General features: G+C 70.2%; 24 protein-coding genes and 3 pseudogenes. 10 read left to right on the top strand and 17 right to left on the bottom strand.

What is annotated here, in order from left to right; translation table 11 throughout:
- Window positions 1-13: 13 nt before the first annotated feature.
- The 11 genes from AC5L35_RS32930 to AC5L35_RS32880 are packed head-to-tail and all read right to left on the bottom strand — an operon-like array spanning window position 14 to window position 10140.
- On the bottom strand, window positions 14-1726 hold the full coding sequence (locus AC5L35_RS32930) for an FAD-dependent oxidoreductase (RefSeq protein ID WP_495063650.1): 1713 nt from the start codon (window positions 1724-1726) through the stop codon (window positions 14-16).
- A complete protein-coding gene (locus tag AC5L35_RS32925) occupies window positions 1723-2004 on the bottom strand; it encodes a UBP-type zinc finger domain-containing protein (protein ID WP_495063649.1) in 282 nt (93 codons plus the stop codon). The genes AC5L35_RS32930 and AC5L35_RS32925 overlap by 4 nt, the downstream gene beginning before the upstream one ends.
- Window positions 2001-2123 (bottom strand): hypothetical protein, encoded by a 123-nt coding sequence (locus tag AC5L35_RS32920; RefSeq protein WP_495063648.1) that lies wholly within the window; start codon window positions 2121-2123, stop codon window positions 2001-2003. The genes AC5L35_RS32925 and AC5L35_RS32920 overlap by 4 nt, the downstream gene beginning before the upstream one ends.
- Window positions 2120-2584, bottom strand: coding sequence for a thioredoxin (gene trxA / locus AC5L35_RS32915; RefSeq protein ID WP_495063647.1), 465 nt, complete (start codon window positions 2582-2584; stop codon window positions 2120-2122). The genes AC5L35_RS32920 and trxA overlap by 4 nt, the downstream gene beginning before the upstream one ends.
- Window positions 2581-5205: an ATP-dependent chaperone ClpB gene (gene clpB / locus AC5L35_RS32910; RefSeq protein WP_495063646.1), complete on the bottom strand. Its 2625-nt coding sequence runs from the start codon at window positions 5203-5205 to the stop codon at window positions 2581-2583. Before clpB ends, trxA begins: the two co-directional genes overlap by 4 nt.
- On the bottom strand, window positions 5196-5582 hold the full coding sequence (locus AC5L35_RS32905; RefSeq protein WP_495063645.1) for a chaperone modulator CbpM: 387 nt from the start codon (window positions 5580-5582) through the stop codon (window positions 5196-5198). The genes clpB and AC5L35_RS32905 overlap by 10 nt, the downstream gene beginning before the upstream one ends.
- Entirely contained in the window at window positions 5579-6571 is a 993-nt protein-coding gene (locus tag AC5L35_RS32900; protein ID WP_495063644.1) for a DnaJ C-terminal domain-containing protein, read from the bottom strand. Before AC5L35_RS32900 ends, AC5L35_RS32905 begins: the two co-directional genes overlap by 4 nt.
- Before the next feature lie 3 nt (window positions 6572-6574).
- Window positions 6575-7189 carry a nucleotide exchange factor GrpE gene (locus AC5L35_RS32895; RefSeq protein ID WP_495063643.1) on the bottom strand — a complete coding sequence of 205 codons (615 nt, stop codon included), beginning with the start codon at window positions 7187-7189 and terminating at the stop codon, window positions 6575-6577.
- Between the two features lie 9 nt (window positions 7190-7198).
- Complete coding sequence (dnaK, locus tag AC5L35_RS32890; protein WP_495063642.1) at window positions 7199-9091, bottom strand: molecular chaperone DnaK; 1893 nt, start codon at window positions 9089-9091, stop codon at window positions 7199-7201.
- A gap of 1 nt (window position 9092) precedes the next feature.
- Entirely contained in the window at window positions 9093-9641 is a 549-nt protein-coding gene (locus AC5L35_RS32885; RefSeq protein ID WP_495063641.1) for a YflT domain-containing protein, read from the bottom strand.
- Between the two features lie 13 nt (window positions 9642-9654).
- A complete protein-coding gene (locus AC5L35_RS32880) occupies window positions 9655-10140 on the bottom strand; it encodes an Hsp20/alpha crystallin family protein (RefSeq protein WP_495063685.1) in 486 nt (161 codons plus the stop codon).
- A 414-nt stretch (window positions 10141-10554) separates the two neighbouring features.
- Between AC5L35_RS32880 and AC5L35_RS32875 the strand changes: the two genes are divergently transcribed.
- A complete protein-coding gene (locus AC5L35_RS32875) occupies window positions 10555-11430 on the top strand; it encodes an NmrA family NAD(P)-binding protein (protein ID WP_495063640.1) in 876 nt (291 codons plus the stop codon).
- A gap of 4 nt (window positions 11431-11434) precedes the next feature.
- Here AC5L35_RS32875 and AC5L35_RS32870 read toward each other — a convergent pair whose 3' ends face one another.
- Complete coding sequence (locus AC5L35_RS32870; RefSeq protein ID WP_495063639.1) at window positions 11435-11746, bottom strand: STAS domain-containing protein; 312 nt, start codon at window positions 11744-11746, stop codon at window positions 11435-11437.
- A 536-nt stretch (window positions 11747-12282) separates the two neighbouring features.
- Between AC5L35_RS32870 and AC5L35_RS32865 the strand changes: the two genes are divergently transcribed.
- From AC5L35_RS32865 to AC5L35_RS32850, 4 genes are all read left to right on the top strand, one after another.
- Window positions 12283-13977, top strand: a complete 1695-nt coding sequence (locus AC5L35_RS32865) for a PucR family transcriptional regulator (RefSeq protein WP_495063638.1) — start codon at window positions 12283-12285, stop codon at window positions 13975-13977.
- Between the two features lie 282 nt (window positions 13978-14259).
- Entirely contained in the window at window positions 14260-15042 is a 783-nt protein-coding gene (locus AC5L35_RS32860) for a PAS domain-containing protein (RefSeq protein WP_495063637.1), read from the top strand.
- A gap of 245 nt (window positions 15043-15287) precedes the next feature.
- The gene (locus AC5L35_RS32855; protein WP_495063636.1) at window positions 15288-15899 is read left to right on the top strand and encodes an MEDS domain-containing protein; all 612 of its coding nucleotides are present in this window, start codon (window positions 15288-15290) and stop codon (window positions 15897-15899) included.
- A gap of 197 nt (window positions 15900-16096) precedes the next feature.
- A complete protein-coding gene (locus AC5L35_RS32850) occupies window positions 16097-16681 on the top strand; it encodes an HdeD family acid-resistance protein (RefSeq protein WP_495063635.1) in 585 nt (194 codons plus the stop codon).
- A 459-nt stretch (window positions 16682-17140) separates the two neighbouring features.
- Here the strand turns inward: AC5L35_RS32850 and AC5L35_RS32845 are convergent, their stop codons facing one another.
- Window positions 17141-17275: a hypothetical protein gene (locus AC5L35_RS32845; RefSeq protein WP_495063691.1), complete on the bottom strand. Its 135-nt coding sequence runs from the start codon at window positions 17273-17275 to the stop codon at window positions 17141-17143.
- A 30-nt stretch (window positions 17276-17305) separates the two neighbouring features.
- Between AC5L35_RS32845 and AC5L35_RS32840 the strand changes: the two are divergent.
- A pseudogene (locus AC5L35_RS32840) lies at window positions 17306-17546 on the top strand (hypothetical protein).
- Here the strand turns inward: AC5L35_RS32840 and AC5L35_RS32835 are convergent.
- Window positions 17524-17934 (bottom strand): annotated as a pseudogene (locus AC5L35_RS32835) (transposase family protein); the annotation flags it as partial. The pseudogenes AC5L35_RS32840 and AC5L35_RS32835 sit on opposite strands and share 23 nt — an antisense overlap.
- A gap of 99 nt (window positions 17935-18033) precedes the next feature.
- Window positions 18034-18618: a zinc-binding dehydrogenase gene (locus AC5L35_RS32830; protein WP_495063634.1), complete on the bottom strand. Its 585-nt coding sequence runs from the start codon at window positions 18616-18618 to the stop codon at window positions 18034-18036.
- 467 nt (window positions 18619-19085) lie between these two features.
- Here AC5L35_RS32830 and AC5L35_RS32825 point away from each other — a divergent pair, with 467 nt between their 5' ends.
- The gene (locus AC5L35_RS32825) at window positions 19086-20195 is read left to right on the top strand and encodes a 5,10-methylene-tetrahydrofolate dehydrogenase (RefSeq protein ID WP_495063633.1); all 1110 of its coding nucleotides are present in this window, start codon (window positions 19086-19088) and stop codon (window positions 20193-20195) included.
- Window positions 20196-20519: 324 nt separating this feature from the next.
- On the opposite strand, the gene AC5L35_RS32820 is transcribed toward AC5L35_RS32825, so the two are convergent.
- On the bottom strand, window positions 20520-21542 hold the full coding sequence (locus AC5L35_RS32820; protein ID WP_495063632.1) for a hypothetical protein: 1023 nt from the start codon (window positions 21540-21542) through the stop codon (window positions 20520-20522).
- A gap of 245 nt (window positions 21543-21787) precedes the next feature.
- Here AC5L35_RS32820 and AC5L35_RS32815 point away from each other — a divergent pair.
- From AC5L35_RS32815 to AC5L35_RS32805, 3 genes and pseudogenes are all read left to right on the top strand, one after another.
- A pseudogene (locus AC5L35_RS32815) lies at window positions 21788-21938 on the top strand (IS256 family transposase); the annotation flags it as partial.
- An 877-nt stretch (window positions 21939-22815) separates the two neighbouring features.
- Window positions 22816-23028, top strand: a complete 213-nt coding sequence (locus tag AC5L35_RS32810) for a hypothetical protein (RefSeq protein ID WP_495063631.1) — start codon at window positions 22816-22818, stop codon at window positions 23026-23028.
- A gap of 138 nt (window positions 23029-23166) precedes the next feature.
- On the top strand, window positions 23167-23346 hold the full coding sequence (locus AC5L35_RS32805; RefSeq protein WP_495063630.1) for a hypothetical protein: 180 nt from the start codon (window positions 23167-23169) through the stop codon (window positions 23344-23346).
- On the opposite strand, the gene AC5L35_RS32800 is transcribed toward AC5L35_RS32805, so the two are convergent.
- On the bottom strand, window positions 23331-23987 hold the full coding sequence (locus AC5L35_RS32800; protein ID WP_495063629.1) for a thioredoxin family protein: 657 nt from the start codon (window positions 23985-23987) through the stop codon (window positions 23331-23333). The two genes, AC5L35_RS32805 and AC5L35_RS32800, sit on opposite strands and share 16 nt — an antisense overlap.
- Window positions 23988-24106: the final 119 nt, after the last annotated feature.

The raw sequence follows: 24106 nt of genomic DNA, 5'->3' as shown, positions 1-24106 counted from the left end.
CTCCGCGCTCATGTCACCGCGTCGCCAGGTGCTCGTGCACCAGGCGCACTGCCATGGCGCCCTCGCCCACCGACGAGGCCACCCGCTTGATGGATCCGCTCCGGACGTCCCCCGCCGCGAACACGCCGGGCAGGGTGGTCTCGAGGAACGCAGGGGTGCGTCCGTCGGTCTGCTCCGCGGCCCGCCCACGGCCCGCGGCCGATCCGGTCAGGATGTAGCCACCCGCATCCAGGGCCACCGACTCCGGGAGCCACGACGTGCACGGGTCACCACCGATGAACACCATGAGGTCGCGAGCGGGCAGGCGCTGCCGCTCCCCGGTCGCGGTGTCCTCGACGACCACGGCCTCCAGCCTGCCGTTCTCGCCCTGAAGCTCCCGGACCTCGGTGTGCAGGTGCACCTGGATACGCGGATCGCGGATGATCCGGTCGGCGAGGTAGCGGGACATCTGCTCGTCGAGCCGGGGCTCCCGGACCACGAGGTGGACCTCAGCGGCATGGTCGGCGAGGAACACGGCCGCCTGTCCCGCCGAGTTGCCGCCACCGACCACCACCACCGGGTCACCGACGCACTGCTGGGCCTCGATCGGCGTGGCCGCGTAGTAGACGCAGGTGTCCTCGAACTCCTCCAGCCGAGGCACCGGAAGTCTCCGGACCCGAACCCCGGTCGCGACGATGACGGATCGCCCGAGCACCTCACCGCCGTCGGCGAGCCGCAGCGCGTACTCGCCATCGCGCTGCTCCAGGCCCACGACCTCCGCCGGCACGGTCCGCCTGGCACCGAACTTCTCCGCCTGCATCGCCGCGCGCTCCGCGAGCTCGCCCCCGGAGATCCCGGCGGGGAAGCCGAGGTAGTTCTCGATCCGCGACGTCCGGGCGGCCTGCCCACCCGCGGCGACGGCCTCGAGTATCCCCGTGTCGAGCCCCTCTGACGCCCCGTAGACCGCGGCCGCGAGCCCCGCGGGGCCGGCGCCGACGATCACCAGGTCGCAGACCTCCTCTTTCCCGTCGAGCTCCCGCAGCCCGAACATCGCAGCCAGCTCGGTGACGGACGGGTTGCGCAGCAGCCGGTTCTGGTACAGCACGACCGGTGTGTCCTCGGGCGCCACCCCCAGTTCGCGGAGCAGCCGCTCGGCCGACGGATCGGTCTCGAGGTCGACGAACCGGTGCGGGAGGCGGTTGCGGGCGGCGAACTCGCGCAGCTTCCGTGTGCCGGGCGAGTACCGGGACCCGACGATCCGGAACCCGATGCCCTCACCGAGGGCCAGGGAGCGCCGGATCAGGTAGGCACGCAGCACCTGGTCGCCGAAGGCGGGGTCGGCCGCCGCATACGCGCGGAGGCGTTCGGCCGGGATCGCGAGAACCTGCCCGGGGTCGACGACGACGGTGGTGAAGAACGCGGCCTGCCCGGTCAGCACACCGAGCTCGCCGAGGAAGCGCCCCGGTCCGTGCACGCGGGCCACCCGCTGATCGGGGCATCCGAACGCCTCAACCACCGCGACACGGCCGGAGAGAACCACGTAGAAGGTGGTCTCCGGCTCGCCCTCGGCGATGAGCACCTCGCCGCGCGACGTGGGCCGGCGTTCGCCCAGCGTCTCCAGGGACCGGATCCGCGACTCCTCGAGCCGGGTGTACCCACCCGAGAGGTCGGGGGTCTCGCTGGGCGGCACGTTCGCGAGCAGCTCCTCGACTCCGTGGCTGCCGCCCGGGGCGGTAGGGGCCGTCATGCCAAGGCCTCGTCGACGTAGCACCATCGCCAGTTCTCGCCTGGCTCGAACGACCGGACGATCGGGTGGCCTACGAGCCCGGCATGTGCGCGGGCGTGCCGGTTCGGCGACGAGTCGCAGCACCCCACGTGCCCGCAGCTCAGGCACAGCCGCAGGTGCACCCACGGCGACCCGATCCGCAGGCAGTCCTCGCAGCCCTCCGGAGTGCGCGGCACGACGTCGTCGCGCACGAAGGCCAGGTGCGGGTCGGGTCCGACCGGGGACCAGGCCGTGGTCACCGCGAGCCGCCGTCCGACGTCCGCCGGAGCAGCGCAGCGGCGGATGCGGTCAGCCCGGCGCCGGCCGGCCGGCCGGAGACGAACGGCGCCGGCTGCCAGAGTCTGCCGCGCACGCTCATGATCCGCCGTCCTCCTTCGGCCGCAACGCCTGGTCGAGCCAGCTCCGTATCGCCGGCATCGGCGCCGACCCGGCCTGGCGGTCGACCACCTCCCCGTCGCGCATCGCCAGCAACGTCGGCACGGCGCGCACCTCGAACCGCTGCGCCAGCCGGGGCGCGGCGTCGATCTCGACCTTCACCACCTTGATGTCGCCGGCCCGTTCGATGGCCAGCTGCTCCAGGGCGGGGCTCACCACCCGGCAGGGCCCGCACCACGCCGCCCAGAGGTCCACCACCACCGGGACCGGGGACCGCTCCGCGACCTCGCCGAAGTCGTCGTCGCCCGCGTCGGCGACCCACGGCAGGAGGTTGTGGCAGTTCCCGCATTTCGGCACGCTCTCGCCCACGGCGGGCACGCGGTTGCGCCGCCCGCAGTTCGGGCAGGCGATCACACTCGTCCGCGGGGTCACCGGGGCGCTCACGACTGCGCTCCCGCCATCTGATGGGTGACGACGATCTGGTCGCTCTCGACGGCGACCCGCAGCGTCGAGCCGTCGATCGCTCCGTCGCGCAGGAGGGCCCGGGCGATCCGGGTCTCCAGCTCGCGGGCGATGAACCGGCGCAGCGGCCGGGCACCGTAGACCGGGTCGTAGCCCTCCCGTGCGATGAAGTGGCGGGCCTCCTCACCGACCACGAGCGTGATGTCGCGGTCCGCGAGCCGGGCGCGCAGCTCTGCGAGCATCAGCTCGACGATGTCCTCGATCTCGCCCAGGGTGAGCGGGGTGAACAGCACCGTGTCGTCGACCCGGTTGAGGAACTCGGGCCGGAAGTGACCTCGCAGCTCGGCCAGCACGAGATCACGGGCCTCGGGCTTGAGCTGGCCGTCCGGGGTGACGCCGTCCAGCAGGTACTGCGACCCGATGTTCGAGGTCATGATGATCACCGTGTTGCGGAAGTTGACCGTGCGGCCCTGCGCGTCGGTGAGCCGCCCGTCGTCGAGCACCTGCAGCAACGTGTTGAACACGTCCGCGTGCGCCTTCTCGATCTCGTCGAAGAGCACCACGGCATACGGACGTCGTCGCACGGCCTCGGTGAGCTGCCCGCCCTCCTCGTAGCCGACATAGCCCGGCGGGGCACCGACCAGCCGCGACACCGTGTGGCGTTCCTGGTACTCGCTCATGTCGATCCGGACCATGTTGTCCTCGGAGTCGAACAGCGCCTCGGCAAGCGCCTTGGCCAGCTCCGTCTTCCCGACGCCGGTCGGGCCCAGGAAGATGAACGAACCGGTCGGCCGACGGGGGTCCTTGACCCCGGAACGGGCCCGGATGATCGCGTCGGCGACGGCCTGCACCGCCTCGTCCTGGCCGACGACGCGCTGGTGCAGCACCTCATCGAGACGCAACAGCTTCTCCCGTTCCCCCTCGGTCAGGCGGGACACCGGGATCCCGGTCCACACCGAGACGATCTCGGCGATCTCCTCGGCCGTGACCACCTCGCGCAGCAGCCGGTGCTCGCCCTGCTTCTCGGCGAGCCGCTGCTCCTCCGTCGGCAGCTTGCGTTCCAGCTCGGCGAGCCTGCCGTAGCGCAGCTCGGCCGCCCGGTTGAGGTCGTAGGACCGCTCCGCCTCCTCGACGTCACGGCGCACCTGCTCGAGCTCAGCCCGCAGCTCCTGCACCCGCTTGATCGCCTGCCGCTCCGCGTCCCACTGGGCGCGCATGGCGTCGGCCTGGCTGCGCAGATCGACCAGCTCCTTGCGGAGCTGGTCGAGCCGGGCGATCGACGCCGGGTCCTCCTCCGTCGAGAGCGCGGCCTCCTCGATCTCCAGCCGCATCACCTTGCGCGTGATCTCGTCCAGCTCAGCAGGCATGGAGTCGATCTCGGTGCGCAGCCGGGCGCAGGCCTCGTCCACGAGGTCGATCGCCTTGTCGGGCAGGAACCGGTCGGTGAGGTAGCGATGGCTCAGCGTCGCCGCAGCGATCAGGGCCCCGTCCAGGATCCGGACGCCGTGGAAGACCTCGAGCCGCTCGCGCAGCCCGCGCAGGATCGACACCGTGTCCTCGACGCTCGGCTCGTCGACGTGGACGGGCTGGAAGCGGCGCTCCAGAGCGGCGTCGGACTCGATGCGCTTGCGGTACTCCTGCACCGTCGTCGCGCCGATCATGTGCAGCTCGCCGCGGGCGAGCATCGGCTTGAGCATGTTGCCGGCGTCCATCGCGCCTTCCGCGGCGCCGGCACCGACCACGTTGTGCAGCTCGTCGATGAACAGCAGGATCCGGCCGTCGGCCCCCTTGACCTCAGCCAGCACGGCCTGCAGCCGCTCCTCGAACTCGCCGCGGTACTTCGCACCGGCCACGAGCAGGCCCATGTCCAGGGCGAAGACCGTCCGGTCGCGCAGGCCCTCGGGCACGTCACCGTTCACGATGCGCTGGGCAAGGCCCTCGACGATCGCGGTCTTGCCGACGCCGGGGTCGCCGATGAGCACGGGGTTGTTCTTCGTCTTCCGCGACAGGATCTGCACTACGCGGCGGATCTCGGCGTCGCGGCCGATCACCGGGTCCAGCCGGCCCGAACGCGCCGACTCGACCAGGTCGATGCCGTACTTCACCAGCGCCTCGTACGTGCCCTCGGGCGTCGCCGAGGTGACGCGCTGGTTGCCCCGCACCCTGGTCAGGGCGGAGAGGAACGCGTCGCGGGTGACGCCGTGCTTGGCGAGCACCCGACCGGCCCCGGTCGCGGGACCCTCCTCGACGAGCGCGACGAGCAGGTGCTCGACCGAGACGTACTCGTCCTTCATCCGGCGGGCCTCGCGCTCGGCGGCGTCGAGCACCCGGGCCAACCGCTGGGTGACCGTGACCTGCCCCGGCTGGGTGGCCGGGCCGGTGGTCCGCGGCTTGCGGGAGAGCTCGGCCTCCAGGTCGGTGCGCAGGCCCCGCTCGTCCACACCCATGGCGGCGAGCAACCGGGGTACGAGCCCCTCGGTCTGGTCGAGCAGCGCGAGCAGCAGGTGCTCGCCGTCGACCTCGGTGTGGCCGGCTCGCGTCGCGAGATCCTGCGCGGCCGAGAGCGCCTGCTGGGACATCTGGGTCAGGCGGTTCAGGTCCATTGCGTGCTCCGCGTCTGGTCGCTGTCGGTGGGCTCGGTTCCGGGCGGGCGCACGGGTTCGGTGTGCCCCCGGATGCGCAGCTCGCTCTCCAGTTCGGTGATGCGGTCGAGCAGGTCGACGACGAGGCCGAGAGCCGCGTAGTTGAGCGGCAGCGTGGCCCGCAGCCTCTGCATCCGGGCGACGGCAGCCAGCTGCGACCTGGTGAACCACAGACATCCGTCGGCATCACGCGCGGCCGGGACCAGGCCGAGCGCGACGAACCGCCGGACGAGGTCCGGATGCAGACCGCAGAGCCGGGCGAACTCCTCATGGCGCAGCCGGTCGCTTCCTGCTCCCCGCGACCGCCGGCGACGGACAGGCGGATAGGGCACGGTCATCGGCTTCCCCTCCTCCGCTCGGAACCGGGGCGGCGCGGATCGAACGTGGACGCTGCGGCCAGCTCGGAGAACAGCTCACGCTCCCGGTCGGTGAGCCGGGCGGGCACCATGATCTTGACCTCGGTGTAGAGGTCGCCCGGCCTGCCGCGCGGGTCGGGCATGCCCTGCCCGCGAAGGCGCAGCCGCCGGCCGCTGGAGGTACCCGGTGGAACGGTCACCTTGGCCTCCCCATCGGGTGTCGTGACCGGGACGTCCGCCCCGAGGGCGCCCTCCCACGGCGCCAGCGGCAGGTCGACCACGATGTCCTTGCCCTCGACCCGGAACCGGGGGTGCGGCAGCAGGCGAACGATGAGAAAGAGGTCGCCTGCCTGGCCGCCACCCATCCCGCGGCCGCCCTCGCCGGACAGCCTGATCCGCTTGCCGTCAGTGACACCGGGCGGGACCGTCACCGTGTACGTGCGCGGGCCGTCCGGGCCGTTGAGTGTGATCGGCCTGCGGCCGCCGCGGTACGCCTCCTCCACGGTGAGCGGCAGCTCCGCCTCCTGGTCGGCGCCCCCCACCGGGCCTGCCCGGCCCCGGCCGCTGCCGAACATCCCACCGAGCAGGTCCTCGATGTCGACGCCCCCGAAGCCGCCACCGAAGTCCCTTCCGCCGAAATCGGGACCGTCGCCCCCACCTGTCGACCAGGTGTAGCTGCGACCGCCGCCGCCCCCGCCGAAGGGGGACCGGCCCGCGCCGGCACCGACGCGCTCCTCCCAGTCCTCCGGGACCTGTCGGAAATCGTCGCCGAAGCGGTCGTAGCGCTTGCGCATCTCCGGGTCGGACAGCACCTGATAGGCCTCGTTGACCTCCTTGAACCGCTCCTCGGCACCAGGGTCTCGGTTGACATCGGGGTGGTTCTGCCGGGCCAGCCGCCGGAACGCCTGTTGCAGCTCCTCGGGGCCCGCGTCGCGCGACACCCCGAGCGTCTCGTAGTAGTCGCGGGCCATCGGCTAGCCCCCCGAACTCTGCGCCACGGTCACCGATGCCGGCCGCAGCTGGCGGCCCGGGGCGCCGTAGCCGGGCCTGACGACCTCGGCCACCGAGCCCGCGGCAGCCCCACCGCCGTTGGGCTCGACCACACCCACCACCTCGTGGCGGCTCGGGTCGAACGGCACCCCGGTCTCGTCCTCGCGGCGGTACCCGAGCCCGGCCAGCACGGCCAGGGCCTGCTCGCGCAGGGTCCGGATGCCGTCGACGATCGACGCCGGGTCGGCGTCGGCGTACTCGAGGGCCCGGTCGATGGTGTCGAGCACCGGCAGGAACGCCGAGGCGACGAGCTCTCGCTCGGCTTCCCGTTCCCTTCCGAGTTCGCGGGCATACCGCTTGCGCAGGTTGTCCAGGTCCGCGACGGCCCGAAGCCAGCGATCCTCCAGCTCGGCCGCGTCCGGCCCGGGCCGGCCCTCCGGCTGGTCCTCGGGTCGATCCTCCGGGGATCGGGCCGGGGCGGCTGATCCCGTGACCCCATCCGTTCCGGTCCGTTCCTCCGGCGTCGCCGTGTCGTCCTGACCGGTGGTGGCGCGTGCTGCCGGCCGGCCGGGCATCCTGTCCCGTGCATGTTCGGTCATGAGTGCGCCTCAGCTACGGTCGAACTCCGCGTCGATCACGTCGTCGTCGGTCTCGCTCGTGGCGCTCTCGCTGCCGCCACCCTGTGCGCCCCCGGGGCCGCCCGCTCCGGCCGACACCGCGCTCAGGCCGGCGAACACCTGCTGGAGCTCGGCGGTCAGCTCGCGCACCCGGTCCAGCGGCGCCTGTTCGTCCACAGCCCGCCGGGCGTCCGCCACGAGCATCTCCGCGCGGGCCCGTTCGTGCGACGGCGCGGCGTCGCCGAGCTCGTCGAGACGGCGCTGCACCTGGTAGGCGACGCTGTCCAGCTCGTTGCGCGCGTCGACCTCCTGGCGCAGCTGCTGGTCCGAGCTCCGGTTGCGTTCGGCCTCCTGCACCATCCGATCCACATCGGAGGAGTCCAGATTGGTGCTCTCCGAGATCGTGATGCCCTGTTCCGCACCGGTGTCCTTGTCCCGGGCGGTGACGTTGAGGATCCCGTTCGCATCGATGTCGTAGACGACCTCGACCTGTGGTTCACCCCGCGGGGCCGGCCGGATGTCCTCGAGCCGGAACCTGCCAAGCACCCGGTTGTCGGACGCGCGCTCACGCTCACCCTGCAACACCACCACGTCGACGGCGGGCTGGTTGTCCGCCGCGGTGGAGAACGTCTCGCTGCGCCGGACCGGGATCGTCGTGTTGCGGTCCACGACCCGGGTCATCACGCCGCCCTGGGTCTCCACACCCAGCGACAGCGGGGTGACGTCGAGCAGGAGGACGTCGGACACGTCGCCCTTCAGTACACCGGCCTGGATCCCCGCACCGACCGCGACGACCTCGTCGGGGTTCACGGTCATGTTCGGGTCCTTGCCACCGGTGAGGCGGCGAACCAGCGCCTGCACCGCCGGGATCCGGGTCGACCCGCCGACGAGGATCACCTCGTCGATGTCGTCGGCCCCGGCCTTGGCGTCCGCCATCGCCTGCTTGACCGGGTCCATCGTGCGTTCCACGAGATCGCGGGTGAGCTCGTCGAACGTCGAGCGCATCAGCGTCATCGTGAGGTGCTTGGGACCGTTGGCGTCGGCCGTGACGAAGGGCAGGTTGACCTGGGTCTGGGTGACCGAGCTCAGCTCGATCTTCGCCCTCTCCGCGGCTTCGTAGAGCCGCTGCAACGCCTGCGGGTCCTTCCGCAGGTCGATCCCGTTGTCCTTCTGGAACTGCTCGGCCAGGTGGTCCACGACGCGCCGGTCGAAGTCGTCGCCGCCGAGGTGCGTGTCACCTGCGGTGGCCCGTACCTCCACCACACCGTCGCCGACATCGAGGATGCTGACGTCGAACGTGCCGCCCCCGAGGTCGAACACCAGCACCGTCTCGTGCTGGCGCTTGTCCAGCCCGTAGGCCAGCGCCGCCGCGGTCGGCTCGTTGATGATCCGGAGGACCTCGAGTCCCGCGATCTTCCCGGCGTCGCGAGTGGCGGTCCGCTGGGCATCGTTGAAGTACGCCGGCACGGTGATCACGGCCTCGGTCACGCGCTCGCCGAGGTGGCGCCCGGCATCGTCGGCGAGCTTGCGCAGGATCAGCGCCGAGATCTCCTCCGGCGCGTACAGCTTGTCGCGAACCTTGATCCGCGCGTTGCCGTGCTCGTCCGGCACCACGTCGTAGGTGACCTGCTCGGCCTCCTCCTCGACCTCCTCGTATCGGCGGCCGATGAAGCGCTTGACGGAGTAGATCGTGCCCTTGGCGTTGAGGATCGCCTGCCGACGGGCCAGCTGACCCACCAGCCGCTCACCGTTGTCGGTGAACGCCACCACCGACGGCGTCGTACGCGAGCCTTCGGCGTTGGGAATGACATCGGCCTCGCCCCCCTCCCAGGCCGCGATCACCGAGTTGGTCGTTCCGAGATCGATACCAACAGCGCGGGGCATGTCAGACCCCCGTCGCGAGCAGTCGGACCGCTTCGTCGGCCACCTCGTCGTCGACGACCACCTCGAAGCGTTGCGGGCGCATCATCATCACGGAGGCGAAGTCGCGGCGGCCGCCCTGCAGGGCATAGATGACGACGCCGACGATCGCGCCGATGACGGCCCCGATGATCAGGCCGTACAGGGCCAGCAGCAGGCCCGCGATCAGCGGGTTGACCCAGCTGAAGATCCCGAACAGCCACCCGATCAGTGCGCCGGGAACAGCGCCGCTCAGCGCGCCGCGCCACGCGGCCCGCGGGTAGTCCATCCTGCCGGTGACCTGCTCGACGGTCTGCAGGTCCTGACCGATGATCGCCACCCGTTCGACCGGGAAACCCAAGTCGGAGAGACGGTCGACGGCCCGTTCGGCGTCCTCGTACCTGGCGAACGACCCGATCGGCCGCCGGGGCCGCAACCCCGGGTCGGCCGGGCCCTCGGGGGACCATGCGCTGCTGGCTACCCGACCCTGGGGGCCGGCCGCCTGCCTTCCGGTGTCTCGCTGCTCATCGATCATGACAACCTCCCGATCACGTGGTGGTGCGGTCGGCCGCCGAGGCGGTCTCCGACCCGGTATTTGCACTGGAGGCGGCGCTGTGCTCGGTCGCTCCCTCGGACGTGTCGGCGGTACCGAGCTCCACCCGGCGCGGCTTGCTCGCCTCGCTGACGGGGATCCTCAGGGTGAGCACGCCGTCGCGGGTGTCCCCGGACATGCGGTCTGAATCGAGGTTGTCCCCGAGGAACAGCTGGCGGGTGAACTCGCCATGTGGCCGCTCGTCGATGATGACCTCGTCGCCCTCCTGGTGGGCGGTCGCGCGGCGGGTGCGCACGCTGACCACATTGCGCTCGACCGTCACGTCGATGTCTTCGGGAGGGACGCCGGGCACATCGAGGAAAACCAGGAAATCGGCGCCCCGGCGCAGCGCTGCCATGGGCATGCTGCGCGTCGCACGGGCGCCGGCGGAAAGGGCCTGATCGGCCATCCGTTCCAATTCTCGGAACGGGTCGAAGCGCATCAGAGTCACAGAGTTCCTCCTGCCGGGCCGGGTCAACCGAGCTTCGGCAACCGTCGCACCCCTGCTGGCACACGGCATCGGTCCGCCGGATGCAACCTCGGTCGCAGGACTCGGCCCACCAGGTCCATCAACCCCCTGTGACCTGCGCCGTTCCCGGGCACCGCTCACTCCTCGTCGATTGCCTACGACTGTGTGCAGGACCAGCCGCGGCGGGCGTCCCGCAACCGGCGACACACATCGCGGCCGGGGAAATCCCTGCCGGGTGAGCAGACGCTTTACGGTGATTCCCCTGGGTCCGCCGGGTTGACCGGTTCAGCTGCCCTTCGACCCCTCGGGTCCAGTCGCATAACCTGGTGGCTCGGCATTGTTCGTCCGGACCGAATACCGCCGAGTAGCGGAGAGATGATGATCCTGGTGACGGGGGCGACGGGCCAGGTGGGCCTGCGCCTGGTCGAGGAGTTGAACGATGCGCGGGTCGCCGTGACGGCCATGGTCCGCGCAGAGGCGAAGGCCATGGACTTGCCGCCCTCGGTGGACCACGTGGTGGCCACGCTCGACGAGCCACCCCCTGTGGACGTGCTGCGGCAGTTCGACCGCGTCTTCCTCATGAGCCCATCGCGCGAGGAGCAGACCGAACTCGAAGTGGGGTTCGTGGACGCCCTCGTCACCGCCGGGCACCGGCCACGCGTCGTCAAACTCGCTGCCGACGGGTTCCAGGAGCCGGACTGCGCTGTGCGCTTCATGCGCAGCCACCGTCGGATCGCCATGCATCTCGAGCGAACCGGCCTCCCCATCACCTACCTGGCGCCGAACTTGTACATGGAGAACCTGCTCTCCGCGACGGACGCGATCCGGGAGCGGGGTCTGGTCCTCGCGCCTGCCGGGGGCGGCCGCGTCGGGTTCGTGGCGGTCAGCGACGTCGCGGCGGTGGCCGCGCGGGCCCTCACAGACGGCGACCCACCGGACATCCAGGTGATCACGGGGCCGGAGGCGCTCGACTACGCCGATGTCGCCGCTCGGATCTCGGCCGTCTTCGCCCGCCAGGTCGACTACGCCGACATCCCGGCCGAGGAGGCCCGGTCCATGATGCTCGGCAACGGCGTTCAGCCGTGGCAGGCCGAGGGCATGCTGGAGCTCTTCGAGTGGGTCTCCTACGGAGGCTGCGACACGGTCACCGATGCCGTCCGCGCAACGGCCGGTGCGGATCCCCGCACGCTGGAGCACTGGCTGAACGAGCAACGCGGGGCGTTCATCGGGCGATGGCCGCCAGGATCCGCTCCGCGCTTCTGAGGGGTCAGATCTCGGCGAGGAACAACCGCTCGAGCCCGATTATCTTGAGTTGTTCGAGGAGGTCCTTGCGCCCGTCGCAGGTCAGCGCCAACTCGATGCCCTGCAGAAGGCAGTCATCCTGCACGCGACGGAGAATCACCAGTCCGGTCGACCCGAGCAGATCGACCAGGGAGAGGTCCACGATCAGTCGTACCGGGCGGTCCACCAGCTCTCGGCGAAGTGCGCGTTCCAGATCCGTCCCCGTCAGGGCGTCGATCCCGCCGAGGATGTGAACGACTTTCGTCACCGGCTTTTCGTTCTCCACGGTCGTTGTCATGGATAGGTCGTCTTCTCTCGGAAAAGCTTGTCTTTTCAGCATCCGACTCCTCTCGCCGCGCGACCGTCGCCTCGCGTTCGATCGGGATGACCGTGCACCACGAGGCCCGCGGGGGGCACCGGCCTGCCAGGGCGGGTTCCACGCAGTCCGATGCGTCGGCCAGGTCGTACCGGCGCATCGACCCGCGACGACGACCCCGCGGCCGCGGAGGGGCCAGGACGGCTGCGCCAGGTCGGTCACCACGCTGACGACGACCAGGGTGACCGCGAGCGCGTCACTGCTGCTCGTCCTCGGCGCCGCATGCTCGGCCGGCACGGGCCCGATGTCCGATTTCGTCCACCTTCGGAGAATTTTGGCCGGCGCGAGAGATCCACTCCGATCACTGCGTGGTTGCCCTCAGTGGCGAGACTCGTCCCTCCCTGAAGCCGTGAGGGTGGGCTGCTCGCCTGATCGGTTTTTTCCGGCCTGTACTGCAACCTCTGGCGCGTAGCGTCTCCCCAGTGCCCTTCGGGATGCCGTCCTGTTGCGAGGACTAGATGGACAGCCAGCAGCTGATCGACGCCATGCGGGAGCAAATGTCCAAGCTCTCGAGCATTTTCGCGCTCTCGATGGTGATGTTCGACCGCACCGACGAGACGGAGATCATCCAGCTGGCGGCCGATTCTGTCACTGCTTTGGGCGCAGCTCGTACCGAAGGTGCCTACCTGCTCCGTGACGATCTGAAGCGCGTCGGCGACGGCAGCACCGGTCTCCAGCTTGGGCTGCGCTCCCTGGCAGGGTCGGACGGCTCGGTCCACGTCGCGGGCGCCCGGTGGGCCTGGGCCTACGCGCTGCGTGCCGTCGGCGGCCATGCCGGCTACCTCGTCGTCACCGCGGACGATGAGCTGGTCGCCGACCAGCAGTACCTCCTCAGGACGCTCGCCCAGCAGGCCGGTGCCGCTCTGAACGTTGCGCGGTTCACCCGGCGCGAGCGGTTCAACATGACCGAGCTGCGGAACCTCAACAACCGACTCATCGAGCTGAACGAGCAGCTCACCAGCGCCGTGGCCGACCTCGAGCGACGACGCCGCGCCTACGAACGGCTCACTGCCGTGGCTGCCTCCGGCGCGGGCGAGGCGGGGATCTGCAGCACGCTGCACGACCTGACCGGCCTGCCGGTCGCGATCGAGGACAACTTCGGCAACCTGATGGAGTGGTGCGGGCCGGGCCGACCGACGCCCTATCCGCGAACGTCGCCACGCCGTCGGTCCGAGCTGCTCACCGCCGCCCGACGTAACGGACGTCCGATCCGCCAGCGCGACCGGCTCATCGCGCTGGCTCAGCCCCGCAACGAGGTGCTCGGCGTACTCGTGCTGATCGACCCGGATCACCGGGCCGAGGAACACGATCTGTTCGCTCTCGAACACGCGTCGATCGTCCTCGCCATGGAACTGGCCCATCGTCGCGGTATGGCCGAAACCGAGCTGCGTCTTCGCGGCGACCTCGTCCATGATCTACTCACCGGCACCGACGACGACAGCGCTCGGTTCCGCTCCAGTGCGCTGGGGCACGATCTGTCCCCACCGCATCAAGTGCTGGTCATCCAGTGGCCAGGGGCCACGAGCAGCGAGGTGGTAGCCCGCGCCGTCGAGCGCGTGGCGGCCACGATGCTGGAGAGTGGCGTGCTGTTGAGCCAGCGGGGCGGAGCGGTGGTCGTACTCACCCCAAGCCCGGAATGGGACGGAACGGGGCGGTGGCAGGAGATGTACCGCTCGATGAGTACGAGGCTTCAGAACGGGCACGGTGCGATCGGTGTGGGCGGGCCGGCCGACGTGCCGTCCAAGCTCCCTCGCGGTTACTCCGAGGCCATTCGAGCCCTTCGCATCCGGCAGCACTCGATGGAGCCGAACGGCGTCACCGTCTTCGACAACCTCGGCATCTACCGTCTGCTGGCCACCGGCGACGGCGAGCACGACCGTGAGCTCCGCGAGTTCGTTCGCGAGTGGCTCGGCGCGTTGGTCGACTACGACGCGGCCAACCGCTCCGACCTCGTCACCACGCTGTGGCAGTACTACGAATGCGGCGGGAACTACGACAATACGGCTCGCGCACTCACGATCCACCGGAGCACATTGCGGTACCGGCTCCGGCGGATCCGTGAGCTCACCGGCCTCGAGCTCAGCGATGTGGAGAACCGGCTGAACCTGCATGTCGCGACGAGGGCATGGCAGATCCTGCGAGGGTCGGAGTGAATTGAGCCTGATGAGGTGTGCACACCGCGCCACCTGACGGAACGTCCCCACGGACGGGACCGCGTGAGCCGTCGGTCGAGGAACCGCACCTGGACAGACGCTGTCAGATAGCGTGCAGAAGCCGGCCGACCGGCACCAGGGGGACCGATGGGTCTGGGCCCCGCGGGTCCAACGCCGGCGGGTCGCCGTATGCGCCGAGGGTCGGGAGGGCCCGGGATGTGCGGGCGCCGCGGGAGCGGGTATGTGTCGCCCAGACAACACACCGATCCAAGGAGCTGGGCAATGGGCCTCGATGTCGGAGGGTCGGACGCGGGAAACACCGACTGGGGCCCTGCGCCCGCGCTGTCGCCGTCGGTGAACCACCGGTCGATGCGCTTCGTGGAACGCTGGCAGGCCGGGAACGATCTCATGACCGTTGTCGACTTCGACGGGCACTTCGTCTGGCAGAACAGTATGTGCGCGAGCTGGATGGGCTGGTCCCGGGCAACCATGGGCTGCGTGGACTGGTGGGAGTTCATCCACCCCGACCACCAGGACAGCCTGGTCACCATCGCCGAAGCCCTGATGAACGACGCAGAGTTCAGGAGCGTGCCGGTCCTCGCGCTCCGTGCCAACGGTCGGTTCGACTGGCTGATGTTCGATCTCATCGGTGACCGTGGAAATGAGCGAATGTTCGGGCTCGCCAGGCCGATCGACCTGGACGGGCGACAGACCGAGCAGATCGCCGTGGGCGAATGGTGCCTGACCTCGGGGTTCACGGCAGATGACCGGGCTGCCGAGCTTCTCGGGCTGCCTCCCCACACGCCGGTCCCAGTGAAAGACCTGCTCGAGCGCGTGGCAGCGAGAGACCGGACCCAGCTGCGGCGGGCGCTGCAGGTCGACCTGGCAGGTGCCGAGCCCATCGGTGAGACCGTGCGCATCGCCGATCACGAACACGATCGAGAACGGCTCGTTCGAGTTGCGGGCGGCCCGACGAGGACTCCCGACTCAGGCCCCCCCGCGCTGTCACGGCCTCGTGCGGCAGGCCCGAGGCAATGTCGGCACGAGTCCTCCCACAACAGATGATCAGCTGAGTCATCCCGTGCACGGGCCGCATCCGAACCATGACGGTCGGTGATTCGCCCCGGCGGGCTCGTATACGTGGTCGCAGCGCGACACGTACGTTTGGTTGATGCTCTTCAGCCGTCGAGTTCCCCTTTGGAGCCGGACCCGGCCGTAGCTCACGGCTGTGGGTAGTGGAGGCTCGCGTGACCGTCGCAGGCAGCAGGTCCGATCTTCCCGCCGTGTACAACGCTCCCAACGCCGAACCCGTGGCCGACATCGGCGGAATACCCGTCGCCCGCCATGGACATCTCTGCGTCCTGTATCGAGAGCAGGCCGAACGTGACCGGCTCGTGCTCGGCCTCGTGGAGAAGGGGCTCCGGGCCGGGGAGAACTGCCTCTACGTCGCGACAGAAGCCGGAGATGCGGCGCTGCGGGAGAAGCTGGCCGCCGATAACCCGGAAGTCGACACGACCTGGTTGGACGTACGTGAACCGGCCGGGAGGTCTCGAGGTGACGCCGGGTTCACCCCTGACGGCATGTTGGACATGATGGGCGACTGGTCGGAGGACACGTTCGAGCGGAAAGGAACCCGATTCGCACGAGCCGTCGCCGACATGAGCATCGCCGTGCCGCATGTCGGCGGGGCCTCCGCCGGTGGCGTCGCCGGCTACGAGGCTCGAGTCGCCCGATGGTCCCAGGCATACCCGCAGATCGGCGTCTTCTTCTTCGACCTGAACACCCTCAGCGGCGACACCCTCGTGTCGATGGTTCGCTCACACCGCCAGCTCTGGGTGGGCGGGGTCGTTCTCGACAGCCCGTACTTCGTCGACCCCAACCAGAGGGATGACGCTCGCGGTCGTGGCGGGCCGGCAGAGTAGGCCGAACCGAGCACTGCTCCACGGACGCGGGCCGGCATGGTCACGCCGTCATCGAACAACCGCCCGCCCGTCCCGGCGGGTGCAGTCCGTGCACCGTACGTCGGCCTCTGAGGCCCATGCCCCGGGCACACGTGCGGTCGCATGATCTGTTCGCCGGGTGTCTGCCCGAGCCCCTGCTCAGCTCCAGGAGGTCTGCCATGCACGCGAACCGTCAGTCCGCGCTGCTCGACGACCCGGCCACCGACCCGCTGGTGCTGGGGGTCCGCACCGTACGCACGGTCATCGTCGTCCGCGCCGTCCTGGCGCTGGCGTTCGGCCTCGTCGCGCTGCTCTGGCCCGACCTGACGGTGTTGGCCCTGGCCATCGCGTTCGGCGTCTACGCGATCCTCGAAGGCGTGGCCGGCGTGATCGACGCGGTCCGTAACCGCGAACGGTCCCGTTGGTGGCTGGGCCTTCTCAGTGGCCTCGCGAGCGTCATCGCGGGTGTGCTGGCGCTCATCTGGCCGGGCATCACCGCGCTCATCCTCGCCGTCATCGTGGGCATCTGGGCGGTGGTGGCGGGGGCGGCACAGATCGCCACGGCGTTCCGGCTGCGGATGGTCGGTGGCCGCACCTGGCTGCTCGCGCTGGCCGGTGTTCTCTCGGTGATTGCGGGCATCGCCATCCTGGTCTGGCCGTCGGCAGGTGTGATCGGGCTGACGGTGCTGCTCGGGGTGTTCGCGGTGGTCTACGGCGCGGCGCTCGGTGCTCTGGCCGTGGCGCTGCGCTCGCCGGTTCCGTGACAGAGCCGGAACTGGAGGGCCCGACCTCGGTCTTCCGGTTGGACCCGGAGCTGCTGGACGCCGTGGCGGCGAGGCCGACCGGCGGGCCGACGCGGCTCTGGCCGAGCAGGTGTCCACAGTGCTGCCGTGGCATGCGGCGCTGCCGACGGACATCGCCGCCCGTCTGACCCGGCTTGTCCGGCATCTCGGAGGGGACGACGCCCTGCTCCGGTGGCTCGACGAGCACCCGGGCCGGCCGCGGGTCGTGGCGCGGGCCTACCGCGTGATCGGGCTGCTCGACCAGATCAGCGCCTCGCCGGCGGTCGTCACCGCAGTGCAGGAGCTGCGCGAGCGCACGCCGTACCCGCGGGGCTCGAGGACTACCTCGTGCCCGACACCGACTCGGGAACACTCGCCTCGCTCGCCCAGCAGATCGAGAGCCTGCTCGGTGACGACCGCGCCGACGACGCCGTGGCGCTCTCAGCCGCGACGATCGACGTAGTGCGGGACGTGGTGCCACGCGCGGTCGAGCTCGACCCGGAGCTGCGGGGGCTGGAGGAGGTGCTGGGTCAGCTCCGGTGCGAGATCGTGAGCCTGGTGGGCGGGCCCTCGCACAGACAGACCTCAGGGGCAGCGAGGGGTGTGATGACTGGGGGGAAGTGGTTCTACTGCCTCAGGCACCGCACGGTCGAGCCGCTCTATGGCTGCCGCACTCTCGACCCGCCTCCGGCCCTACCCGGATCGGGAGACCGCGGCGCGCGCCCTGGAGATCGCCCGGGAGCGCACCGAGGCGGCCGACCGTTACGACCTCGAGTGGTGGGAGGGCGAGGACAATGAGCCCTTTCCACTTGCGGTCGGACGAGGACGGCCTTGGCCAGGTCCGTGACTCGGTGAGGACCGCAGCGGATCTTGCGGAGAATTTTTCAGCTCTTGAGCTGGGCGTTGGCCCGTTCACCGGGTCCGCGTTGCCGAGCGTGCGCGGAGTTCACCGCCTTCTGATTGCGCGAGAGGCGCTGACGCCGGCCGCTCTCGGGGGCGGCGGGTCGGCGTCGCTGAGGAACCTCGAACCCGGAGCTGCGGTAGCCGTTGTCGGCGATCGTCCGCACCCCAGCGGCGGTGAGAGCGTCGAAGAGACCGTGCTCACGGGCCGCCCCCATGTCGTGGCAAGCGCCGGGTAGCGCTGGCGAGGCCCAGATCAGCTGGCCGGCGGGGTCGGCGAGCACCTGCCCGTTGACCCCATGGGCCTTGTGTTTGCCGGAGAAGTACGTGCGGTCGGGGCCGGAGGCGATCTCCAACGACCTACGTCGAGGCGCGCCGCCTATAGCCGTCAAGAATCGCATAGGCCAGCAGCTGGATCCTGTTTATCGCGATGTTCAGGTCGTCTCCGGTGCCGGCGGACGAGCCCGGCCAAATTGTTCAGGGCTAGGGTGGACAGCGGAATCGCGGCGGGTAAGACAACACAGCGACACCAGCGAGCTGACCCAGCTAGGCAAGTCAACTTGCCCGTGGGTGGCCTCCAGGCCGACCGCGTCGATGCACTTGTCCGGTCCCCGCCCACCGGTCAGCTCCAGCAATGTCGACCGGACGTCGACCTCCTCGAAGTTCATCGGGGTGTGGCCGGCCTGTTCGGCCATCTGCAGCCGGTAGGGCTCCTTGTCGATGGCGATGACTCTCGCGGCGCCGAGGACCCGGGCGCTGTCCATGGCGAACTGGCCGACCGGGCCGGTGCCCCACACCGCCACCACGTCGCTGGGCTGGATGTCGCACATCTCGGCACCCATGTAGCCGGTGGGCAGGATGTCGGATAGGAACAACACCTGCTCGTCGGTCAGATCGGACTCGATCTTCAACGGACCGACGTCGGCGAACGGCACCCGCGCGTACTGTGCCTGACCGCCCGCGAAGCCGCCGGTCAGATGTGAGTAGCCGAAGAGCCCGGCGACCGGGTGACCGAACATCTTCTCCGCGATCCCCGCGTTGGGGTTGGAGGCCTCGTGTGTCCCGACGAACGGGAGTCGTCCACGTCGCTGATCGGCGCACCGTGTTCCACGCCCGCCGGCTGTGCCACACCCGGACCGGGACTCGTCCAACCGAGCCTCGGCGGCCGCCGGCTGCACCTCGTCCTGCCTGGCCTTCACCGCCTCCCGGCTCGAGTCACGGGCAGCCTCCGTATCCGAGCGCACCCTGTCGGACGTCCCGGTGTACTGCGAACCGCAACCTGAGCCGGGTACCCAGCCGGAATCCGCCTATGCCGTCGATCGACGAGTGCCGGGGGCGACGACACCGCCGACCGCGTTCGGCGTCCGAGCGGCACCAAACGGACCTTTCGATTGACCGGAGGAGCGTCCTGGGTAGACCGAGGCATGAACGCTTGGACTGAAGAACGCCGGTGCGGCGATTGGGCCCGGCTACCGGTGATGAGCTCATGACCCACGATGAAGAGCACCGCTCGGAGATCGTCGTCGGGCTGGTGGCGACCCCGCCGGACCACCCGGCCCAGGTCGCCGCGCGGCTCACCGCCGAACTGGCCGACCGGCTCGCCGAGCGGGTGGACGCCGACGTGCGGTGGACCGTCCAGCAAGGCTGGGGCGACGTGGCGCCGCGCCGCGACGGCGGCGCTGAGGCGCTGCTGGACGATCTTGCCCGCCGGCGCGCCGACGAGAAGTGGGACGTCGCGGTCTGCCTGACCGACCTGCCGCTGCACACCGACCGGATGCCGCTGGTCGCGCAGATCTCCGCCCAGCGCGGAGTCGCGATGGTGTCTCTGCCCGCCCTGGGGCTGCGCCAGCTACGAGCCGTCCGCACGATCGTGCCTGATCTTGTCGGTCGGTTGCTCACCGACTCTTCCGACCAGCGGGTGCCCCCGGCCGGTCGGGAACCGGCCGGGTTGACAAGCCGGGTGCCCGCCATCGGCAGGATGCTCGGCGAGGGCGACGCCGGGGAACTGCGCTACGTCGCCTCGCGGTTGATCGGCCGGGTGCGGCTGCTGATCGGGATGGTCCGTGCGAACCGCCCGGGACGCGCCTTGCTGGGCCTGTCCAAGCTGCTGGTCGGCGTGCTCGGCACGGCCGCGTTCTCGCTCACCACCGCCACCATCTGGCAGGTGGGCGATGCGCTCGGCGGACTCCGCCTCACCGTGATCATGCTGCTCGGGTTGACCGCGCTGGTGGCCTGGCTGATCGTCGCGCACGATCTGTGGGAAAAACCGGACCGGGAGACACCGGCCGAGCTGGCCCGGCTGTTCAACGTGGGCACGATCCTCACCCTCACCCTGGCCACGGCGGTGTCCTATGTGGTGCTGTTCGTCGGGACGCTGCTCGTCGCAGCGCTGCTGATCGACACATCCGTGCTGGAACAGACCCTGCGGCGGCCGGTCGATGTCACCGACTACCTGACACTCGCCTGGATCATCAGCTCGCTGGCCACCGTCGGGGGCGCGATCGGCTCTGGGCTGGAGGACGAGGAGACGGTGCGGGCCGCTGCCTACGGATACCACCCCGAACCCGATGGCTGGCAGGACCAGAAAGACCGGTAACCCGACCGCAGGGTAGGCACACCCCCCGAGCCACGACCGAACCGCTGGCCGGGCTGTTCGTCGGCGCCCTTCCACCGCGATCTTGCAGACCATCCTCGCCCCGAACCACGTCGAGGGAACCCACTACGCAGGATGGAAATGGCTCAAGGAGGAGAACGCTTGACCCTGCCACTCGGGATCGACGATCACTCCATGGTCGGGGTCACCGCCATCTGCTGGCGGCGCTGGGGCGCCCGACCGCGCCACGAGCAGCCGGGTGCTCTTCGCGTTCTGCGGCAAGGGAAGCGCCGCGAACCCAATGTTGGCCCCACCCGTCGTGGCGACCTACTTCGAACTCGGATCGCGGCCGCGCCGCCGCGCGAGTTCCCGCCTGCCGTACGTCGCGTCTTGGACGGCCTCCTCGCTCTCGAGGCTGGAGCCGAGCGCCCCAGCCACGATGCCGACCGAGCTCGCCAGCCACACCAGCTTCAGGTAGGCGCCGAACGAGGCGGGCTGGTGCAACTGCGCGGAGAAGTAGCCGGGATCGATCAGCGCTAGCGCCGCGACCAGCCCGGCGAGGTAGAGGAGTGCGTACATGCACGTCACCCCGAAGACGATCGTGACGGCGGTGGCGGCGTTGTAGAGCACCGCCACCGCCCGGTCGTCTGCGCGGTCCCAGAAGTGGTTGTAGATGATCAGCCAGGTCGCCATGGCCAGGATCGCGACAAGGGAGATGACCAGCAGCCGCAGCGGCGCCAGCGAGGCCGCCATCTCCCAGAAGTCCGTGGTCATGATGGAGTATGCGGCCACAGCGGCGGCCGCCGCGGTGGCAGTGGACAGGTGGGGGACGAGCCGCCACGGGCGGTTGTCCCGCACCATCCCGGCGAGCAGCCGCAACCTGCCGCGCAACCCGACCAAGGCGAGATGTGCGTCGGCGTCATCCTCAGCGCTCATGTAACGCAGCGAGCTGAACCGCGGGATGCCCGGTGGGCATCCCCCCTTGGACCTGCACTCGTGCCCGGTGAGTGCCCGCACGAGGTGAACAGTGGCCTGGCGCGCCCGTCGGTGCACGCCCAGGGCTCCGAGCCCGGGCAGCGAGACCATCCCGCTGCGCGCGCGTGCGATCAGGACGGTGGCGACGGGGCGAGTCCCAATGCGGCGAGGCAGGTCGGTCAACACGATCATGACGTCCCACCCTTGCCGCGTGCGATGCTCCTGCGCGAGCGACTCCACCGGGACTAGGCCCTGGTCGTTGAGCGGGATCTCGCGGGTCTCGGTGCTCACGACCCACTCGGTCGCGTCGTCGACCTCTGCAGCCAGCACGCCGGGCAGGCCGGACACAAGGGCGGCGGCGAGATGGGTAGACACACCGGGATCGGCCAACAGGCCGACCCGGACCCGGTTGCCGCGTTGTCGACCCTCCCGGGTGGATCCGCCGCCGCCCGCCGAGTCGTGTGAACGGTCATGTGCTCGGTCGTCCATGGCCGCCCCTCCCCAAGCTAACCCGGCTGCGATCACCGCAGCGTTCGAAACCACCCAATGGGACGGCGCGCCCTTGGCTCTGTCAACGCCGGGTTGGGACTGAGCAGTTGTTGGCGCAGGCCAGGGCGTGAGGCATCGAGCTGGTCGGCCCGAAACGGGCTGCACGAACAGTTGATCAAGAACGTGCTCGAGACCGCCCTGGGGGCGGAGATGAGCGAGCACCGGGGCTATGACAAGCACGACCCGGCCGGGCGCGACGGCGGAGACTCCCGCAACGGCTCTGCTGCTCTTCATCGTCGCCGAGCTGCTGCACACCGTCGCGATCGCAGTAGAACACCGGGGTGCCCTGGACCCCCTGCCCTTCCTGGCTCGTCGCCGCCATCAGAAGCGTCCTCATCCTGACCGCAGCCGCCGAGAAGTCGTTCCGGTGGAACCCGCAAGGGATCGAACTACTCATCCTGATCTCGTCGTGGCCCTTACCGCTTTGGTGTGGCGGCACTCCATTCGTCTCGACGCCGAGCTTCCCCCGGTAGCGCCGACATCGCCGACGGGAAAGAGCACGGACGATCGTCCAGGTGCTCCCCGCCGCCCCACTGCTCCGCCAGGAGCGCGCCGCAGCGGCGGACCAGGGTGACCAACGTGGTACGGCACAACCCGAACCGGTCCACCTCGTCGAGGTGGCAACCGCGACGCCCGCGGGCCGGGCGTCGTCGGGCACTGTGTTGCCCACGGCCACGCCACCCGACCCCCGCCTCCGATACCGCGCTCGAGCAGGTCCGGGCTGCGCAGGTGTTCCCGCCGCCGCATGTACCAACGACGTTGCGGCTCGTGGACATCGTGTCCGAGGACCACGGTGTGGGCGCAGACGGCGGTCCAAAACGGCCGCGGCGCGGCGACCCGGATGCAGGGATTTCTGCCCGGGATGGCATACCTCAGGCGGCGTTGGCGGGAGTGGTCCGGACGGCGGTGGCCGGGTACGGCGTGGAGCTGATCGAGGGCCAGGGGGTCTCGGCGCCGCGGCCGACCACCACGGCCGACGCCGACCTGCCCTCCCGGGCCGACTCCCGGCAACGGTGTTCGTGCCGCCGGCACCGTGCATGCGAGCGATACCAGGGCAGACCATCGTCCTACGGGAAGCCGCTCGCTACGAGGAGAGCACATGACGAGGACCGCTCCCACCCGCCAGGACTCGGGCTTCTCCGATTCCTTCGCCGCCACCGTCGAGAAGGAACGCGTGCTCCTGGTGCGTTGCGTCGAGACGGCCTACGAGTCGTTGCGACTGATGCCGGGGGTGGACACCTCCGGGCGCACCCTCGTGTGGTTCGCCGGCCACCTGCTGCAGGCCCACCGCCGGGCGACCAGCACCGACTGAGTCCGTCGCCCGGCCGTAACCCCCAGCACAGGAGGTGGTGCCACCGCCGTCACGCTGCATAGCCTGAGGTTTCTCCGCGGACCGGTGGCCCGGTGCTCCCCGCCCCGCCCGGCCCGCGCGGATCGTCGAGGAGAACGCGTGACCGCTCGTTACCCGCTGGTGCCGGTGCCGTGCAAGCACTGCCCTGCCACCCGGCGCATCGGTGCCGTCCACCACCAGCCCGGCTGCCCCGCCGACAGCGGGAACCTCGCCTTCTTCGGGCACCCGGACCTGATGGAGCTCGACCTGCACCTCGCCGACTTCTACCCCGAGCTGTAGGCGGAGCCGGGCCCTTTCGTGGTCCGGGCGCCTGCCAGGTCGACAGCCGGAGGGGTGCGGAGCGCGATGCCGCCATCGGGCGTCGATCCGGCCTGATCACGCAGTGCGTGGTCCAGCCAGCTGCGCAGGGCCGGCGCCTGCACCTCACCGTATCGCCGGGCCACCACCACGCCTCTGCGCAGCACCATCAGTGTCGGGATGCCGCACACGTGGAAGCGCCCTGACATCCGGGGCGCCGCCGCAACCTCCACCTCCACCACTTTGATCTCCCCGGCCCGTTCGGCGGCCAGCCGTTGCACGACCGGTCGCACCATGCAGCTCAGCCCGCACCAGCTCGCCCACAGGTCCACGAGCACCGGCATCGACACCTGCTCCGCCACGTCGCCGAACTCGTCGTCGCCGGCGCCGGCGATCCACGGCAGGGCCTGGTGGCACTTCCCGCATCTCGGGACACCCGCGGCAACAGCGGCCACCCGGTTGCGCTGCCCGCAGTGCCGGCAGGTGACGATGCGCCTGCCGTGCGCTCCTCCCGCGTCGTCGTCCAGGTGGAGCGCCGGGACCACCCACTGGAAGGCGTCCTTCAGGCGCACCAGCCAGGGATCGTGGGACACGTCGAGGACCTCGCGGTCGTCCCGGGCCATCGGCTGATCCTCCCCACAGGTTCTCTGCGGCGAACAGTCGCACGACCGGGGCACTCGTGCACCGGTCCGCAGGCTGCAATCTCGCCCTCCGTTCTCGGCCCGGCAGGTCCGTCCCGGAG

The sequence above is a fragment of the Pseudonocardia sp. OZ21 genome (assembly GCF_059359135.1).
The sequence above is the reverse complement of the archived record's forward strand: the minus strand, read 5'-3'. Positions and strand labels throughout refer to the sequence as shown.